General features: G+C 29.1%; 17 protein-coding genes. 16 read left to right on the top strand and 1 reads right to left on the bottom strand.

Annotation, left to right across the window (positions count from 1 at the left end; translation table 11 throughout):
• Nucleotides 1-82 precede the first annotated feature (82 nt).
• From QK892_RS03555 to QK892_RS03545, 3 genes are all read left to right on the top strand, one after another.
• Nucleotides 83-346, top strand: a complete 264-nt coding sequence (locus QK892_RS03555) for a DUF4190 domain-containing protein (RefSeq protein ID WP_317272148.1) — start codon at nt 83-85, stop codon at nt 344-346.
• Between the two features lie 302 nt (nt 347-648).
• Nucleotides 649-1,644, top strand: a complete 996-nt coding sequence (locus QK892_RS03550; protein ID WP_317272147.1) for a D-isomer specific 2-hydroxyacid dehydrogenase family protein — start codon at nt 649-651, stop codon at nt 1,642-1,644.
• Between the two features lie 126 nt (nt 1,645-1,770).
• Nucleotides 1,771-2,619, top strand: coding sequence for a MurR/RpiR family transcriptional regulator (locus tag QK892_RS03545; protein ID WP_317272146.1), 849 nt, complete (start codon nt 1,771-1,773; stop codon nt 2,617-2,619).
• A gap of 126 nt (nt 2,620-2,745) precedes the next feature.
• Here the strand turns inward: QK892_RS03545 and QK892_RS03540 are convergent, their stop codons facing one another.
• On the bottom strand, nt 2,746-3,384 hold the full coding sequence (locus tag QK892_RS03540; protein ID WP_317272145.1) for a bifunctional 2-keto-4-hydroxyglutarate aldolase/2-keto-3-deoxy-6-phosphogluconate aldolase: 639 nt from the start codon (nt 3,382-3,384) through the stop codon (nt 2,746-2,748).
• A gap of 375 nt (nt 3,385-3,759) precedes the next feature.
• Here QK892_RS03540 and QK892_RS03535 point away from each other — a divergent pair, with 375 nt between their 5' ends.
• The 13 genes from QK892_RS03535 to QK892_RS03475 all read left to right on the top strand — a co-directional run bounded on the left by QK892_RS03535 (nt 3,760) and on the right by QK892_RS03475 (nt 18,522).
• Nucleotides 3,760-4,533, top strand: coding sequence for a PTS mannose/fructose/sorbose/N-acetylgalactosamine transporter subunit IIC (locus QK892_RS03535; RefSeq protein WP_317272144.1), 774 nt, complete (start codon nt 3,760-3,762; stop codon nt 4,531-4,533).
• Between the two features lie 22 nt (nt 4,534-4,555).
• Complete coding sequence (locus QK892_RS03530; RefSeq protein ID WP_317272143.1) at nt 4,556-5,425, top strand: PTS system mannose/fructose/sorbose family transporter subunit IID; 870 nt, start codon at nt 4,556-4,558, stop codon at nt 5,423-5,425.
• Nucleotides 5,426-5,559: 134 nt separating this feature from the next.
• Nucleotides 5,560-6,054, top strand: a complete 495-nt coding sequence (locus QK892_RS03525; protein ID WP_317272142.1) for a PTS system mannose/fructose/N-acetylgalactosamine-transporter subunit IIB — start codon at nt 5,560-5,562, stop codon at nt 6,052-6,054.
• Between the two features lie 26 nt (nt 6,055-6,080).
• Complete coding sequence (locus tag QK892_RS03520; protein ID WP_317272141.1) at nt 6,081-6,497, top strand: PTS sugar transporter subunit IIA; 417 nt, start codon at nt 6,081-6,083, stop codon at nt 6,495-6,497.
• A 13-nt stretch (nt 6,498-6,510) separates the two neighbouring features.
• A complete protein-coding gene (locus QK892_RS03515; RefSeq protein ID WP_317272140.1) occupies nt 6,511-7,449 on the top strand; it encodes a phosphoglycerate dehydrogenase in 939 nt (312 codons plus the stop codon).
• Nucleotides 7,450-8,124: an HAD family hydrolase gene (locus QK892_RS03510; protein WP_317272139.1), complete on the top strand. Its 675-nt coding sequence runs from the start codon at nt 7,450-7,452 to the stop codon at nt 8,122-8,124.
• Between the two features lie 7 nt (nt 8,125-8,131).
• Complete coding sequence (locus QK892_RS03505; protein WP_317272138.1) at nt 8,132-9,061, top strand: hypothetical protein; 930 nt, start codon at nt 8,132-8,134, stop codon at nt 9,059-9,061.
• Between the two features lie 24 nt (nt 9,062-9,085).
• A complete protein-coding gene (gndA, locus tag QK892_RS03500) occupies nt 9,086-10,495 on the top strand; it encodes an NADP-dependent phosphogluconate dehydrogenase (RefSeq protein ID WP_394855001.1) in 1,410 nt (469 codons plus the stop codon).
• 321 nt (nt 10,496-10,816) lie between these two features.
• The gene (locus QK892_RS03495) at nt 10,817-13,417 is read left to right on the top strand and encodes a polysaccharide deacetylase family protein (RefSeq protein WP_317272137.1); all 2,601 of its coding nucleotides are present in this window, start codon (nt 10,817-10,819) and stop codon (nt 13,415-13,417) included.
• 24 nt (nt 13,418-13,441) lie between these two features.
• Nucleotides 13,442-15,274, top strand: a complete 1,833-nt coding sequence (locus QK892_RS03490; protein WP_317272136.1) for a glycosyltransferase — start codon at nt 13,442-13,444, stop codon at nt 15,272-15,274.
• A gap of 28 nt (nt 15,275-15,302) precedes the next feature.
• The gene (locus QK892_RS03485; protein ID WP_317272135.1) at nt 15,303-16,988 is read left to right on the top strand and encodes a polysaccharide deacetylase family protein; all 1,686 of its coding nucleotides are present in this window, start codon (nt 15,303-15,305) and stop codon (nt 16,986-16,988) included.
• Between the two features lie 11 nt (nt 16,989-16,999).
• Nucleotides 17,000-18,070: a glycosyl hydrolase family 18 protein gene (locus QK892_RS03480; RefSeq protein WP_317272134.1), complete on the top strand. Its 1,071-nt coding sequence runs from the start codon at nt 17,000-17,002 to the stop codon at nt 18,068-18,070.
• 218 nt (nt 18,071-18,288) lie between these two features.
• Nucleotides 18,289-18,522 (top strand): hypothetical protein, encoded by a 234-nt coding sequence (locus QK892_RS03475; RefSeq protein ID WP_317272133.1) that lies wholly within the window; start codon nt 18,289-18,291, stop codon nt 18,520-18,522.
• The last annotated feature ends 13 nt before the right edge of the window (nt 18,523-18,535 follow it).

Genomic DNA, 18,535 nt, shown 5'->3' with positions numbered 1-18,535 from the left:
TGCATATATTAGTACCTCTTATAATATATTTTAATAATATAAATATATAGTTTATTAATAATAATTAAGAGGAGGAGCTATTTTGAGCCAAGAAAATAATAATGACTTAATGAATAGAAATGATTCTACAAATGCAATGACGATAGTTGGTTTTGTTTTAGGGCTTGTTTCATGGTTTTTAAATTTTTGGGGTATTGTTGGAGTATTAGCAATAGTATTTTCTGCAATTGGATTATCACAAATATCAAAGACAAAACAAAAAGGAAAAGTTTTTGCTATTGTTGGATTGATATCAGGTATAATTAATGTCTTGTATGCCTTCTTCATAATTATATTTATTTTCTAATCCTAGTATAGTAAATAGATTAAATTACATGTGTCCTTAGGTACCGAAAACAATTTTCGGTACCTTTTATTTTTTATAGATAATTATATTAATGTTTATAAGTTTTAGAATAAGAAAAAAGTGAAAAAAATATTCCTATCTTAAAGAAAATGCAGAAATTATCATGAAAGTGAAAAAAATTTCAGCAATATATTGAAAATCTAAACCTGTAAGAGTAAAATAATTATATGGAAAAAATATCCGTATTTAAATGGAGTATTCTTGAATGAATTTATAAAACTATAAAAAAGGGGGAAGTACAGATGGCTTCAAAAATAGCAATCGTTAATTCGAGTAGTTTTGGGAGAATATTTCCAGAGCATATAGAAAAGCTGAGAAAAATTGGACAAGTAGAGAGATTTGACTTGCCAAAGGATATAAAAGGAAAAGAATTAGCTGAGAAGTTAATGGGTTTTTCTATTATAATAGCGAGTGTAACTGCTCAGTATGACAAAGAGTTTTTTGATTATAAGGACAATACATTGTTAATATCTCGTCATGGAATTGGTTATAACAACATCGATATAAAAGCCGCCACAGAAAAAGGAACTCTAGTAACCAAAGTAGAAGCAGAGGTTGAAAGGGAGGCTGTAGCTGAAAATGCAATTGCTCTTCTTATGGATACGATTAGACAAACTAGTAAGGCTGCCAAAAAGGCTAGAGAAGGAAAATGGAGTGAAAGAGCAAAGTTTATTGGATATGAAATAAAGGATAAAACAGTGGGAGTAATTGGACTTGGAAATATAGGTAGCAGAGTTGGAGAAATATTAAAAAACGGATTTAATTGTAAATTGATTGCTTATGATCCTAATTTATCAAATGAAGAAATTATTAATAAGGGAGCAGAGCCTGTTACCTTAGAAAGACTATTAAAAGAATCAGATATCATTTCCTTAAATGCATGCATTACAAAAGAAAGTTATCATTTAATATCAGGGGAAGAATTCTCTATGATGAAAAAAGGTGTCTTTATAGTGAATACTGCTCGAGGAGAATTAATGGATGAAAAGGAATTGCTACGTGCATTAGATGATGGAATAATTGGTGGAATGGGATTAGATGTAATAGAAGGGGAGCCTATTAATGAAGAACATCCACTTTTTAAATATGAAAATGTAGTTATTACACCTCATACATCAGCATATACATATGAGTGTTTGAAGGGTATGGGAGATAAGGTTATATCAGATGTAGAGAGAGTATTAGCTAATGAGAAGCCAGATAATTTGATAAATATAGGAGCTTTTATTGATAAATAGAATATATTTCCTTTTCATATTAATGTAAATCTTATTATGTTAAAATAAAATGTATATATAATTTACATTTTATATCAGTATCATAAGTAGATACGATTTCTATAATACAAAGGGGTGTAATCTATAGTGGATAAGATTGGGATTATAAACAAATTGAAAGAGGTTTATACTCAGTTAAAAGGTTCGGAAAAAAGAACAGCAGAGTATATATTGAAGAACGGAAAAGATATTATAGGGTTATCTATAACAGAGCTAGCAGAAAGATGTGATTGTTCAGAAGCTACGGTCTTTAGAGTCTGTCAAAAAATTGGATGTAAGGGTTATCAGGAGTTTAAAATACGAATTGCTCATGAGCTTATTGATCCTATTGAAAACATCCATGAAGATATAGAAGGTGACGATAATTTTATTACAGTAATGGATAAGATTTTTAAATCTACTATAGCATCTTTACAAGAAACAATGAAAATTAATAATGTAAAGTCATTAGAAGAAGCAGCAGATATATTAGAGAAAGCTAATGAAATTAATTTTTGGGGGATGGGAATTTCAGGTGCAGTTGCTCTAGATTCATATGTGAAATTTATAAGGACTGGTAAAAGATTATCTTATCAAAGCGATTCTCATATTCAAGCTATGATAGCTTCAACAATTAAAAAAGATGAAGTTGTAGTAGCTATATCTAATTCTGGGAGTAATAAGGAACTTATAGAAAATGTGAAAATAGCAAAGGGAAATGGTGCTAAGATTATATTGCTTTCTTCTAAGACTAAATCGCCACTAACTAGATATGCTGATGTTACATTAATAGCATATGGTAGAGAGCAGTATTATAGAAGTGAAGCTTCAGATACTCGCATATCAACTTTAGTATTATTAGATTGTCTTTTTGTTCAACTTTGTCTAAAAGATAGGGATAAATATTATGAAAGTCTCGGAAAAGTAAGAAATGCAATAGCTTATAAGAGATTATAATAGGTGTTATCACACAAGGTAAAATGAATAAGGAAAAATGTAGAATTAAAGAAGAAACTTCGGAATGAATTTCTTCTTTAATTCTATAGATTATATTTTCAATAAGAGTTATCACGATAGCTCTTATTATTTTTTTAATGATGCTTTTGCTTCTTGAACCTTATCAACAAAAGCTTTTGCTTTTTCTTTAATTTCTTCGCTAGTGCCTTTTGTTAAGTTGCCACCAACTCCTATAGCTATGCAACCGTTTTTAATCCATTGCTCTGCATTGTTAATATCTACTCCACCAGTAGGCATAAGTTTAGCTTGAGGCATTGGTCCTTTTATCGCTGAAATATATGATGGTCCGAACACACTTCCAGGAAAAACTTTAATTACATCAGTTCCAGCTTCTAAGGCAGTTTTAATTTCTGTTAATGTCATACAGCCAGCAATATAAGGGATTTGATATCTGTTACAAAGTTTAGCTGTATTCAAATCAAAAGAAGGGCTAACTATATAATTTGCACCTGCTAAAATTGCTATTCTAGCAGTCTCAGAATCAAGCACTGTACCTGCACCTACTAATAGTTTATCACCAAATTCTTCAGTTAATGATTCTATAACTTTTTGTGCTCCAGGAACTGTGAAAGTGATTTCTATAGCATCTATTCCACCTTCCATACAAGCTAATGAAATTTTCTTAGCTTCTTCAAAATCTTTAGCTCTTACAACTGAAACTACACCGACGTCAGAAATTCTTTTTAATACATCATATTTATCCATAAAATCCTCCCCATAAAAACATAAAATATCTTACTCTATATTAACAAAATATTACAATTAAAACAAATATAAAAACAAAAGTAAATAAAAGGAAATAAAAGCAGAAGATAAAAGATTTGTTTTAATAAGTTCATATGGGAAAAATATGAAAAAATTTTCACAAAATAAAAAAAAAATAAATATTGCAAATAAAGTGGAAATATTTTACTATTATAATATACAAAAATTTCCAGATAACTAATTAACGTTGACTAAAAATGAAGGCATTAATGAACGTCCGTATAAAAATTTGGAAGGAGGGTAGAAAAATAATAATTCAGAAGTAATTAATTAGAAATTTTATTTATGTAAAAATTATTAAATAGGAGGGGCTTTATGAATACGTTATCTATAGGACAAGCGCTTATTATTGCAATATGGATTGCTTTAGTAATGTCAAGGTTTTTATTAGGCGGAGCAACTTTGACACTTAGATTTACACCTTTAATGACAGGACTTGTATGCGGAATAGTTATGAATGATGTTAAAACTGCTATGGAAGTATCTGCAGCAATTCAATTAATTTACATGGGAGTATTCTCCCCAGGTGGACAAATGCCATCTGAGCCTGCTATTGCAGCAGGTATTGCAGTTCCAGTAGCACTAATGAGCGGATTAGAACCAGAAGCAGCTGTTGCTGTTGCTGTACCAGCAGGATTACTTGGAAGTTATTTATATCAATTTAGATTCTTTATTAATACTTTTATTATTAAATTAACAGATAAATATGCGGAAGAAGTTAATAGTAAAAAGCTTACTTTATCAATTATAGTTTTACCAACATTAGTTTCATTTGCTATTTTTATACCTTTTATGTTTATAGCTCTATATTATGGAGCACCGATTATTGCAAGTGTAGTTGAATCTGCTTCAGGAAGTGTATTATTCCACGTATTAACAGTTATAGGTGGCGGACTTGCAGCTATAGGTATTGCGGTAACAGTATATGTTATTGGTAAGAAAAATTATATTGTATTCTTTTTATTAGCATATTTCTTAACAACAATTTTAAAGGACTTAGCTATTACAAATGTAACGTATGCAATTTTAGGATTATTAATTGCTGCAATTTATGTTCTTAGTAAAAATGAGTCAAGAGAAGCGATATAGGGAAGGGAGAGAAGTGATAAATATGAGTAATGTCAAAGAGATTCAGGAGAAATCTATTAAATTAAAACCTGAAGAAATAACAAAACATGATGTACTTGTGGCGTGGTTACGTTTTTATTTTGCAAATGAAATTCCACATTCCTTTGACCGTTATATTGCACCAGCATTATTATGGGGGCTAATTCCAGTTTTAAAGAAATTATATAAGGATAAAGATGAGCTAAGAGCTGCTTATCAACGTCACCTTTTATTCTTTAATACTCAACTTTCTTGGGGTGGTGGTATTATAACTGGATTAATGCTATCTATGGAAAAAGAAAGGGCTATGCAAGTATATAATAAGGAAGAAATCACTGTTACTGATGATCTTATATATAATATGAAGGCTGGATTAATGGGAGCATTAGCAGGAATAGGAGACTCAATTGATTCTGGTACAATACAATATATATTCGTAGCAATTGCAATTCCATGGGCTCAACAAGGATTAGCAATAGGGGCTATCTTCCCATTTATAGGTTTTGCTTTATACCAAGTACTTATAGGATTATTCTTTACAAGACAAGGTTTCAAAATGGGGCTTAAAGCATCTGAGTTATTAACTGGTTCCGTTGTACAATCAGCTATTGAAACACTATCAATCTTAGGTTTATTTATGATGGGTGTTTTAGCAGCTAGCTATGTTAAGGTTACATCTTCACTACAATTCACACTTTCTGGTAAGGCGTTTGTTGTACAAGAGGTTTTGGATAAAGTTTTACCAGGAATACTACCACTATGTGTAGTTTCAGGCGTATATTTCTATTTTGTAAAGAAGGGTATGAATGTTACAAAAGCTTTAATAGGCTTAACAGTAATTTTAGCTATTCTTGCAGCTGTAGGAATTTTATAATCGGAAAATAATATTAATTTCTCCTCTGATTATTATTTCTAGTGGAAAGTCAATCAGAGGAGAATCAATTAAAAATAATGTGCAAATATAATATGAATTTTAGAAGATAAGTTTATTGAAAGGGGTATAGACATATGGGAAAAATAGCATTGGCGAGAGTAGATGAAAGATTAATACATGGACAAGTGATGACCAATTTATCAAAGAAGTCAGGAGCAAATTCAATTTTTATAATTGATGATCTTGTAGCTAAAGATCCATTTATGACAAGTATATTTAATAGTGCAGGTGGCCGTACAGGTCTTAAGGTTAGAATCCTTACAGTAGACGATGCAATTAAAGAATGGAATGAAAATCAGTTTGGAAACTTTAGTTGCATTTTATTAACTAAGACTATTAGTATAATGCATCAATTGGTTAAAGGTGGATGTATTATAGAAGAACTAAATTTAGGGGGAATAGCTAAGAAACCTGGAACTACGGCTATAGTTAGTGCAGTTGCTATAACTGCAGATGATTGTAAAAAGTTAGTTGAAATGAGAGATGGCTATGGAGTTAAAAAGATTTATTTCCAAAGTATCCCATCAAGTAAATCTGTGGATTTAAAAGATGCTGAAAAGAAATTCTAAATATAAGAGATTTGGGGGTTCATAGTATGGTAGGAGTTATACTTATCACACATGGTGATATGGCAGAGGGAATTAAGACCGCAGTAGATTTGATTCTTGGCGAACAAGAACAATTTAAAGCTATTGGATTATATGAAGGAGCAGATTTTGAAGTATTTAAAGAAAAAGTAGGAGAAGCAATTGAAAATGTTAATAATGGAAATGGTGTAATAGCTTTAGTTGATCTGTTTGGAGCATCACCATACAATTCAGTTGCTTACAATATAATGAAATTTAATGAAAGGGATATTCCTATTCGGATAGTATCTGGAGTAAATTTACCTATGATGATAGAAGTACTTTTGGCAAGAGAAAGTGCTAATACACCTAATGAATTATACCCAATCGCGTTAAGTGCAGGAAAAGATGGAATTAAGGAAGCACTAGAAGAGTTAGGATTGTAAGGAGGATAATGATATGGCAAAAGTATTGTTAACACCAAGATCTTTTGGAAAGTATAGTAGTAAACCTTACGAGGTATTAAAAGAAAATGGTGTAGAAGTTGTTACTAATCCTACAGGTGGAATTTTAAACGAAGAAGAAATGAAAGAGTTAATTAAAGATGTAGATGCTATTATAGTTGGAATTGACCCTTTAAATGAAGAAGTATTGAAAGAGGCTGATAAACTTAAAGTGATATCAAAATATGGTGTAGGTACAGATAATATAGATATAGATTATTGTAAAAAAAATAATATTGAAGTAACTATTACTAGAGGCGCTAATAGTAGCGCTGTTGCAGATTATGCGTTTGCATTATTATTAGCAGTAGCAAGAAGAGTTGCAGAAATAGATAAGGGATGTCACTCTCATGATTGGTCTAAGAAAGTAAGCCTTGATGTTTATGGTAAGAAAATTGGAATACTAGGTCTTGGTGCAATAGGAAAGGGAGTGGCTGAAAGAGCTAAAGGGTTTAAAATGGATATCTATGCTTATGATATTTATAAGGATGAGGAGTTTATAAATAATCACAATATTCATTTTACAACTATAGAAGAAATAATGAGAGAATGTGATTTTGTAAGTATTCATTTACCTCTTACAAAAGAAACACATCATATAATTGATAGTAAAATCCTTAAAGAAGCTAAGGAGAATCTAATTATAGTCAATACAGCTAGAGGTGGAATAATTAATGAAAATGATTTATATGAAGCATTAAAATCTGGCGAAATATATGGAGCTGGAATTGATGTTTTCGAAAATGAACCAGCAGCAGATTCAAAGCTTTTAGAATTAGATAATGTAATAGTTGGCTCACATTGTTCAGCATCTAGTATAGGTGCTGTTGATAATATGAGTATGATGGCAACAGAAAATGTAATTAAGGTATTGAAAGAACGGGGAATAATTTAAATGAAAGAAAACAGTGCTGTGAAATGTATTATTTTTGATATGGATGGATGTCTTATTGATACAGAATCAGTTTATATAAAATGTTGGAAAAAAGCTTTCATAAAAGAAGGTATCCCTATTGAGGATGCTATCGTTAATTCATGGGCTGGAAAAGGTATCTCTTTAATAATAGCTGAAATAAATGATTTAACAAAAGATTATGAAAGAACAATAAAAATAAGACAAATGAGAGAAGATTTATTCTTTGAATTTTTAAACGCTGGTGAAGTAGAACTAAAGCCTTTTACAAGAGAGATATTAGACTTCATTAAAGATAGAAATTTAAAGTTAGGCCTTGCAAGTTCAACATTTAGAATTAAAGCTACTAAGGTCTTAAAAAGTTTTAAACTAATAGATTACTTTGATTTTATGGTTTTTGGAGATGATGTGAAAAATGTTAAGCCAGCTCCAGATATATATAATGAAGCAATAAAAAGAAGTAATGAGAATATATCTGATATTATTGTCTTTGAGGACTCTATCAGCGGAGTTAATGCTGCAAAAGCATCAGGGATTGAAAGAATTATTCATATACCAGATTCAGCAGTAGAAAATAGTGATATAGACTTAGATACATTTGCAAAGATAAAAGATTTTTCTCAGGGGATTGAGATTATAAAAAAATATTTGAGGTAGTGATAATATGAAATATGAAGATTGGATAATGAGATATGGAGCAGTAGCAAGAAAAAGATTTAAAAAAAGTGAAAAATTAAGATTTTTAACTGGGATTAGCCAAGAGTTTTTAGATATGGATTATAAGGTTGATGTAAAGGCAGCAAATGTTGGGAAGGATACTAATTATAATTTATATGCTGGAAATATAGAAACAGCTAAGTATATTATTGCAGCTAATTATGATACTCCTCCATCAACTTTTGGTATCCTACCTTATAAGCTTTTTAATGAAAAAAATAGAACTTTAGCAATTCTTATTTCAAGTATATTGCCTATGGTTATACTTATAGCTATTGGAGTTTTATTTATATATAAATTATCAGCACCTAAGTGGTCTGACGGTACATTTGGATTTCTAGATGTATTATATACTCTTATCTTACTTTTGATTTTAGCAGTTATGTATAACATAAGGTCTGGAATAGGAAGCCAGACTAATTTTCTTAGAAATACATCTAGTATAGTCGCTATGTTAAGTTTTGCATCTAAGCTTCCTAAGAATCAAAGAAAGAATGTAGCTTTTGTGCTTACAGATTTCGGATGTATAAATAATATAGGAGATAAACTTTTATCGGAAAGAAAATCAGCTGAAAGTATTGTTATACATCTTGATTGTATAGGGAATAGTGAAGAGCTTTATTTATTTTATCCACATAAGTTAGTTAAAGAAGTGAGAGATAAGAAGAAGTTAGAAGAGCTAAATGACTTGAAACTATTTGACATGAATAAGTTAGATAAAGAATTAAATTTCTATCAAGAAGGAGAAATTTATATTGCATCAGCATCTAAGAAAGGAAATGACTTTTTAATAAGTAAAGACAAAGGTGTAGATAATTATTTTAATATGGAGAATTTAGAGAAAACTGTTAGCTGTCTGGAGGCTTTAACTATATAAGTAATTAAATATTGAGGTGAAAATATGATGAACAAGTCAAAAATTGGTGTTATAGGGATGGCGGTAATGGGAAGGAGCATTGCTCTAAATATGGCTGATCATGGATTTAAAGTTTCGGTGTATAATAGATCAAAAGAGCTTACTGATGAAGCTATTATGGAAGATGAAACAGGAAATCTAAAGGCAACTTATAGTCTTGAAGAGTTAATTGACACTTTGGAGAAACCTAGAAATATTCTTCTTATGATAAAGTCTGGAGACCCTGTTGATAAAATAATTGCCATGCTTCTTCCTCTTTTAGATAAGGGAGATCTAATAATAGATGGAGGTAATTCCTATTTTAAAGATACAATTCGTCGTGCTAAAGAGCTTGAAAATAAAGAGATACATTTCTTTGGCATGGGAGTATCTGGAGGAGAAGAAGGGGCTAGACGTGGACCAGCTATTATGCCAGGTGGAGATAAAGCCGCATATGAAAGAGTAAAAGATGTTTTAGAAGCCATTTCTGCAAAGGCAAGTGATGGAGACCCATGTTGTAAATATACGTCAAGAGATGGTGCAGGACATTATGTGAAGATGGTTCATAATGGTATTGAATATGCTGATATGCAAATAATAGCAGAGGGATATAGCATTATGAAAAATGTTCTTAAAATGAGTAATGAAGAAATGGCAGATACATTTGAAAGATATAATTTAGGACCTCTAGATTCATATCTTATAGAAATTACTAGAGATATATTAAGAGAAAAAGACCATATGGGAGAAGGATATCTCGTAGATAAGATTTTAGATACAGCCAAGCAAAAGGGAACAGGGAAATGGACAAATCTTGAAGCTATTGATTTAGGTGTTAATACATCTATTTTATTAGCAGGACTTAATAGTCGTATAATATCATCTCAAAAGGATGAAAGAAAGGTAGCATCAAAAATATTAAGTTATGAGCCTTCAATTAATAATTACAATAAGGAAGAGGTTCTAAAAGATATTGAAGACGCACTTTTAGCAAGTAAAATTATGTCATATGCTCAAGGGTTTACATTGCTTAAAGAAGCAGCAAAAGTATATAATTGGGACTTTGACAATAAGGAAATTGCTTCAATATTCCGTGCTGGTTGTATAATTAGATCTCAGCTTCTATACGCTATTATGGATGAATTTGAAAAGAATAATGACTTAAATAATTTAATGATTTCTGATAATTTTTCTAAGATTCTTAATGAAAGAACTAAAGGACTTAGAAGAGTAGTCAAAATTGCAGTAGAAGAAGGAATATCAGTTCCAGCACTTATGGAGTCAATTGGATATTTTGATGGATATAGAACTGAAAGGTCAGCAGCTAACTTAGTTCAAGGACAGAGGGATTATTTCGGAGCACACACATATGAAAGAATAGATGTTGATGGTGTCTTCCATAATAAATGGAGCTAAATATAAATGATGATTTTCATATTAAATTAAATATTTAATTTATAGATACCCAAGAGAAATAGTAAATAAATACTATTCCCTTGGGTATTTAGATTTTATATATTTTTTAGACCATAACTTCATTACATAGGATAGATAAGATATTTAATATACAAAAACATAACAATTAAAAAATATTGTTAAATAGGTAATAATCACCATAATAATTGCTATATATTATATGGGGTAAAAATTATAGTTTTATGAGGAATATAAGGTTTCATATTAAAGCTTATATCTATATAAATTATAATTTTTAATTTATAAGTTGGAGGAGATAGAATGAAGAGAAAAGTTGTACCTATAATCATAATTATATTCTTTATAATCTTAGCTATATGTTTTTATGCCTATAGAAGTAATGTGGAATATAGCAGTTCGGAAGTTGTAGATCTAATTAAGAATGATAAGTATGATTCATCATATGAGATAAATAAGGCAATAGAAAAATATGATATCAATAAGAAAGCTAAAGTAATCAAAGATGTTGATGCAAATTCTAATATTATTGCTTTAACCTTTGATGGAATAAAAAATAAAGAAGTTACAGAGGAAATACTGGATTTATTAGACTTATATGATGCTAAAGCAACTTTTTTTATTACAGGAATAGAAGCAGCTGAAGATTCAAGTATAGTTGAGATGATAAAAGATGATGGACATGATATTGGAAGTGGAAGTCTTTCAGGAAGAAATGATATGCAAAACTTACCTAAAGAAGAGATAATATCAGATCTAACTAGTGCAAATATGGTAATAAGAGAAATAACTAAAAATAACACTAGACTATTAAAATGCAGCTCTACGGTATATAGTAATGAACTATTAGCTTCAGCATATGCAGTAGGAAATAAATATGTTATAAGTCCTGATCACTATTTAAGTTATCAAAGCTTTAAAGATTATGAGCAAGTAAATATGTACACTAAAAAATTATCAAAGGGTGATATTATATCAATAAAATTAGATGGAGTTCTAGATGATTTTGAATATAACAAATCAAAGATAGAAGAAAAACCGGCAATAGATAAACAATCTGGTATAGATGAAACAGCAATAGATGATTATGGATATGAAGTAACTATAGTGGATATAGTAGAGTGGCTTCTAGAATCAATTACAGAGAAAGGAATAACAGCAGTTCCAGTTAAAAAATTACCTATTATAGATAAGAGAATAGATACTAAGGATGATAAAGAGGTAATAGAAAATAATATTACTTACGTTATAAATAATATTTATACTGTAGGCAATAGAGAAGAAGAAAATAATGAGGGTGAAAAGGAAGAGGAAGATGATAATGAAGAAAATGAAGAATTTGATTTTAGTGAGTTAATTAATAATAACAAAAAAAAACTTTCACCAATAGTTTCAAGAATTTTTACCACTCAAGATTCTTTAACATATTCCTTTAGAGGGCTAAGCAATGAAAAAGTGTTAAATAAGGTTTTAGAAAGTCTTAAAAAGTACAATTCTAAAGGAACTTTCTTTGTTACAAAGCAAGAAATAAAAGATTATCCAGACAGAATAGAAAAAATTATTAAAGGTGGGCATGAGATTGCTAACGGGGGTGTGACTACTAGTTCTAAAATTCTAGATAAGAGTACTGATGAAATATGTAAGGAAATTTATGAAGTTGATAAATTATTGAAGGAAAAAGGAATTTCAACGAATGCATATATGGCTGGATATGGGTACTCAAATCCAAATATTCAGGAAGCAGTCTCAACAATAAAACAAATAAATGGTCTTGGGGGATATGAGCTAATAACTTATACAAAAGCTCCGATTTTAGAAAAATATAGAGGGATGGATGCTATAGAAATTGTTAGTGACTACTTTGATATAAATTCTTATCTTTCATTAAGTAAGGGTGAAATTGTATATTTTAGATTAGATTCAGATATATTTAATAATGAAAATGTAGTATCAAATATAATAGAAAGACTTACAGAGAATTATGTTAAAAATGGATATGCTTATAAATACAATGAAGAGACAGGTAACTACGATTTAGGTCAGATTCCATTAAATTATAATATAGTTCCTATACAAAACATTCAAAATACTATTGAAGGTAAAGGGGGCTATGGAAGATATAGTTTTATATCTGATTTTCAAAGGCTTGAAAAAGTTAGTAATGATAAAGTGAGCGACTTGATAAGAAGTAACTATATAGGTAATAAGAATGTACCACTATATGGTTTTAGTGATGATGAAATGCTAGGTATCGATACTAGTGGAACTATAGATACTAACGGCGAAAATGTAATATTTTTCACATTTGATGATTGGGGTGGTGATCCTATTGTTAATGGAATATTAGATGTGTTAGACAAGCATGGTGTAAAGGCTTCATTTTTTACGATAGCAAAATACTTTGATGTGGATAGTGGTGTATCAAATATTAATCCAAATTTACTTAGAACGATTGCTTTAAAAGGGCATGATATAGGTAGTCATAGTTATAGTCATGAAATACTAAGTACTAATAAGGAAAAATTAGAATGGTCATTAATAGAGTCATATAATTCTATGGCCAAGGTAATAGGAGATTTGGATTCTTTAAAGCAATATTTTAGGCCACCAACATTATATGTAGATAAACCAGGATTATCCTCTGTATTTGAAGTTGGATATAAATATTCAATAAGTGGTAATATATCTACTCATGATTACGAAAAAGGATCTTCAGATGAAATAGTTAAAACCATTGAAGCTCAACTAGTAGAAGGAGTAGGAAATGTAATAATTATGCATATGAATAATAATAGCTATTATACAGCAGAAGCCTTAGATAAGTTCCTTATTAATAATGAAAATGGAGTTTATGAAGAGAAGTACAAAATAGCAAAACTTAGTGATTATTTATTGAAGAAATAGCTTGCAGAAAAGGGGGTGATAGGCTTGAAAAATAAACAAGGAGTGGACAATAAAAATAAGAAAAGGTATGAGGATATTTTAGCAGTACAAGAAAAGGATAGAAGAGTTTTATCTAACGTTAGAGATAAAGATGGGATGAGAAAAGGTATAGATCGCAGAGGAAGAAAGGTATTAGAAAAGCATAAAGATAGAGACAATGCTTTTATTGAGGGAAATAAAGCAGGTATAAGGTATATAACAGAAATAGATGTAAAAGTAAGATGTGAAAATTCTAATGAAGTAAATGAATTTATAGCAAAATCTAATGGTATATCTGCAATTGGAATACGAATAAGATTAGAAAATAAAGATCAATTAGAAGCAATTAATAATGCTGAAAATTTATTATTAGAATTTAAAATATTACCAGGTTCAATGCCTGAAGGCTACGAGATGAAAGTTAAAATAAAGGGGAAGAATGTAAGATATATAATTGATAAAGATGGGAATATACTATGTGGAATTGAATTTTTAGAGACTTTATCTGAATATTCGAAAAGAAAAAAAGATAGATATTTTTTATGTATGGCATGTATATTATTAATTTTCATAAGCTGTTTTATAGTATTGATGAAAGCAGAAAGTATAATATATTTTAAATTTAATAAATGGATGTATTTGTACAGTATAGTAGCAGCTATATTTTTGTTAAGTAGATATTTATTTGGTGCATTATATAAGCCAGTACCAATTGATACTAGCTATACTCCAGGAGTAACTATAGTAATCCCATGTTTTAATGAGGAAAAATGGATTCAAAGGACGATTAAAGGATGTATAAATCAAGATTATCCTATTGATAAATTAGAGGTAATAGTTGTAGATGACTGCTCTAATGATAAGTCTGTAGAAAAAATTATTGAAATTATAGAAGAGTTAAAAAAAGAAGAAAGATTTGAGGTCCATAAAAGATTAAAGTATTTCGTACAAGAGAAGAATATGGGAAAAAGAGAAGCACTTAGTAAAGGAGTACTAAATGCAAAACATGACCTGGTAGTTTTTGTTGATTCAGATAGCTTTTTAGATCCATTTGCCATTATTAATTTAGTACAGCCCTTTAAAGATCCTAAAATGGGAGGGGTATCTGGTAGAACAGATGTAGCTAATACCTATACTAATATACTTACAAAAATGCAGTCAGTTAGATATTATATAGCTTTTAGAGTAATGAAGGCGGCTGAGGGGTATTTTGATGCTGTTACATGTTTATCTGGACCACTTTCATGTTATAAGAAACAAATAGTGATAGATAATATGGAAGCTTGGAGAAATCAAAAGTTTTTAGGACAAAGAGCAACCTTTGGTGATGATAGAGCTATGACTAATTTTGTTTTGAAAAAGCATAGAACAACTTATCAAGATACTGCTATTTGTTATACTATAGTTCCAAATAAGTACAAAGTATTTTTGAAACAACAGATGAGATGGAAGCGGTCATGGCTTAGAGAATCAATTATTGCAGGGAAATTTATGTGGAAAAAAGAACCTTTCATGTGCGTATTTTTCTATAGTGGTTTATTAATTCCTATATTAGCCCCAATTATAGTTCTGTATAATCTTATGTATGTCCCTATAGTGCACAATATCTTTCCAACTACCTTTCTTATTGGTTTATTAATGATGATGTTATTAATGAGTTTTGCACAAATGTTTTTTAGAAAAAGTACAACATGGATATTTGGAATTGTATTTTGTATATTCTATGAAGTAGTATTGCTTTGGCAAATGCCATTTGCTTGGATAACTTTCTGGAAATCAACATGGGGAACAAGGATGACTCCAAGTGATATTGAATCAGAAAGAAAAAAACAAGCATGAATAATTAAAGATAAGGAGGAACATATCATTGAAGAATATAGAATTTTCTCCTGAAAAAAAAGATAGAAAAAAAGTAATTAGAGGAACTATTCAAGGATTGATATTAATAATTCTATTAATATTAGCTGTAAAGGAAATTTTTACATTTTCTAAGTATAGTCCTTATGATTTTAGTTATACTTATAATAATAAGGATAACGGTTTTATTGTTATATCTTATTTTGGTGTAGATAGAATGGGTACTAATAATCTTATAAGTACAGAGTCATTAGAAAATCAATTAGCTTCATTAAGAGATAATGGGTATGTAACTATAACTCAAGAAGATATTTTAGATTATTATAATGAGGGAAAAGTATTACCAGATAAAGCTTTACTGTTGTTATTTGAAGATGGTAGAAGAGATACTGCAATATTTGCTCAAAAAATAATGGAAAAATATAATTTTAAGGCGACAATGCTAACTTATGCTGATAAATTTTCTAAAAATGATCCTAAGTTTTTAGTTCCAAAGGATTTAAAAGAACTTGTTGATAGCTCTTATTGGGAACTTGGGACAAATGGATATAGATTGGAGTATATAAATGTTTTTGATGAGGATGAAAATTACTTAGGAGAATTAAACTCAGTTAAGTTTTCGGAATTATCAAATAAGATCAGAAGAAACTATAATCACTATTTAATGGATTATATTAGAGATGAGTATTATTTGCCTAAAGAGAATTATAATGAAATGAAAGAACGTATAGATTACGATTATAAGAAACTATATGAAATATACAATAAAGAGATGGGGAAGCTACCTATACTTTATACACTTATGCATTCTAACACCGGCCAGTTTGGAACAAATGATAAAGTTAGTGAAATTAATGAGAGATGGATTACTAAACTCTTTAGTATAAACTTTAATAGAGAGGGGTTCTCCTTAAATGCAAGAGATAGCTCTATTTATGATTTAACTAGGATGCAACCACAAGCATATTGGTCAACTAATCATTTATTAATGAGAATATGGGATGATACGAAAGAAAAGGTCAATTTTATTATTGGAGATGAGGAAAAAGCAAAAAAATTTAAAAAAATTAATGGGGAAGTAGAATTTAAAGCTGATACTATAATACTTACATCATTGTCTAAGAAGCAGGGAACTATCAAATTGATTGATAGTGAAAATTATAAAAATATTAAATTGTCAGTAGAGCTTAATGGTAACATAATAGGTTCTCAATCAATTTATCTTAGAGCAAGTGATGATTTGAAAAATGGCTTAAGATTTGAAATCATTAATAATAATATTGAAATAACTGAAACTATAAATGGTAAGGAAGAATTGCTATATTCAAAGGATTTAAATAATGGTATAGATACTAATGATATAGATATAAATGAACAAGGAAATAAAGATGTGAATATTACATTAAATGAAAATAAACTTGATGTTATTTTAGATGGAGAAATAATAGTTGAAGGATTAATTGTAAAAAACACAGAAGAGGGAAGCATTTTCCTAGAGTCGGCTTGGGGAGAATATGGATATAGCCAAAGAAATATAGCAGATGATGTTTATGATGGAGTATTTAAAAAGCTAAAGGTAACTGAAATAAATGATGTAGTACTATACGATTCATCATTAAAGGGAGCTGAACTTATAAAATATAACGTAAAAAATTATTTTGAAAAAGTTATAGATTGGTTTGTAACCAATTTATAAGAAGGGGTAAGATGAGAAAAAAATATACAAATATTTATATTATAATTGTAGCTTTAGTATTATTATCAATAGGCATAATTAAATTAATAAACAATGATAATAATGTTAAAAAAGATAAAATATCTGAAGAGCAAGATACTGTATCCACAAATTTTAAAAGTGATGAGGAAGCTACAGGTTTAAATAATTTATCTTCATGGGTTGTATATTGGGATTTGAAGGTAGATAAGGAGATAGACAAATTAGATAATAAGCTTAAAAGTATTTCATATTTTGCAGCAAATTTTGATGAAAATAATAATCTTACAGTTCCAGCAAATCTAATTGAATACCACAATGAAGCAAAGACATATAGTTTTGAAAAGTATATTACTATAGTAAATGATGTAGTTTATGATAATGGAGAAGCTGTTGCAAAAGATACAAATGTATTAAGTGCAGTATTAAATGATGAGGTATCAAGAAGAAATCATATAGATGAAATTATAGGTTTAGCTAATAAATATGAGTTTGATGGAGTAGAAATTGATTATGAACAAATCAAAGGGGATTTAGCTTTATGGAATAATTTTTTATTGTTTATAGAAGAACTTTATAATGAGACAAGTTCAAAGGAGTTAGAATTAAGAGTACTACTTGAACCAAATATACCTATAGAAAATTTAAAGTTTATAGAAGGCCCAACATACGTAATTATGTGCTACAACTTGCATGGAGATTATAGTGAAGCTGGTGAAAAGGCTAATGAAGAATTCATAAAAGATTTAATAGAAAAAATGAAAAAAATAAATAGTGATAAAATCTTTGCTATAGCTACAGGAGGATATGACTGGGGAGAAAACGGAAATACTAAAGCAATTACTGAATTAGAGGCTAATGAAACAATACAGCAATATAACGTAGAGATACAAAGAGACAGTGATAGTAATTATTTATATTTTAATTATGTTGATAAAGATAATATAAAACATGAAGTATGGTATGCAGATAAAGAAACTTTAGAATATTTAGCTAAAGTAATAGCAGAAGAAGGATATGATATAGCTCTATGGAGGTTAGGTGGAAATATATTTAAAAATTAAATATGTATTTATATGCATTTTAGTGTTAGAATATTTATAGGTTTCAGAATATTAATTACAATATTAAGCATAATATAGGTAACAATACGTTACAAAAATAAAACAAATTATAAAAAATGATATTTGTTTTATTAGTTTATAAAAATGAGTCTTTATACAAAAAATATTGTAAAATGAAATTAATTAAATGGTAAATGAATAATTAGGAGGAGTATTGTATGCATAAAGTAGAAATAAATGGAGTTCAAATGAAATTTATAAGGGAGTTTTTTGATAACTTCCAAGATGATAAAGTTAAGCTAACAGTATTAGATGACAAAAATAGAATAAAAATAATATACTCAGCTGAAACCGATTTATCACCAGAAGAATTAGAGAAGCATTTAAAATCAGAATTTAAAACTAAATCAGCATATGGGGCAAGCCTTTATTATACTGTACATGTAAAATAAAATTAAAATTTAA

The organism is Clostridium lamae (genome assembly GCF_033043255.1).
In the GTDB taxonomy this organism is placed as follows: Bacteria; Bacillota; Clostridia; order Clostridiales; family Clostridiaceae; genus Clostridium; species Clostridium lamae.
The sequence above is the reverse complement of the archived record's forward strand: the minus strand, read 5'-3'. Positions and strand labels throughout refer to the sequence as shown.

What these genes read in the sequence shown, in the direction of transcription:
- QK892_RS03530 (WP_317272143.1), top strand. Translation starts at nt 4,556, where the DNA reads ATGAGTAATGTCAAAGAGATTCAGGAGAAATCTATTAAATTAAAACCT.
- QK892_RS03540 (WP_317272145.1), bottom strand. Translation starts at nt 3,384, where the DNA reads ATGGATAAATATGATGTATTAAAAAGAATTTCTGACGTCGGTGTAGTT.
- QK892_RS03550 (WP_317272147.1), top strand. Translation starts at nt 649, where the DNA reads ATGGCTTCAAAAATAGCAATCGTTAATTCGAGTAGTTTTGGGAGAATA.
- QK892_RS03520 (WP_317272141.1), top strand. Translation starts at nt 6,081, where the DNA reads ATGGTAGGAGTTATACTTATCACACATGGTGATATGGCAGAGGGAATT.
- QK892_RS03535 (WP_317272144.1), top strand. Translation starts at nt 3,760, where the DNA reads ATGAATACGTTATCTATAGGACAAGCGCTTATTATTGCAATATGGATT.
- QK892_RS03510 (WP_317272139.1), top strand. Translation starts at nt 7,450, where the DNA reads ATGAAAGAAAACAGTGCTGTGAAATGTATTATTTTTGATATGGATGGA.
- QK892_RS03495 (WP_317272137.1), top strand. Translation starts at nt 10,817, where the DNA reads ATGAAGAGAAAAGTTGTACCTATAATCATAATTATATTCTTTATAATC.
- gndA (WP_394855001.1), top strand. Translation starts at nt 9,086, where the DNA reads ATGATGAACAAGTCAAAAATTGGTGTTATAGGGATGGCGGTAATGGGA.
- QK892_RS03475 (WP_317272133.1), top strand. Translation starts at nt 18,289, where the DNA reads ATGCATAAAGTAGAAATAAATGGAGTTCAAATGAAATTTATAAGGGAG.
- QK892_RS03525 (WP_317272142.1), top strand. Translation starts at nt 5,560, where the DNA reads ATGGGAAAAATAGCATTGGCGAGAGTAGATGAAAGATTAATACATGGA.
- QK892_RS03505 (WP_317272138.1), top strand. Translation starts at nt 8,132, where the DNA reads ATGAAATATGAAGATTGGATAATGAGATATGGAGCAGTAGCAAGAAAA.
- QK892_RS03515 (WP_317272140.1), top strand. Translation starts at nt 6,511, where the DNA reads ATGGCAAAAGTATTGTTAACACCAAGATCTTTTGGAAAGTATAGTAGT.
- QK892_RS03480 (WP_317272134.1), top strand. Translation starts at nt 17,000, where the DNA reads ATGAGAAAAAAATATACAAATATTTATATTATAATTGTAGCTTTAGTA.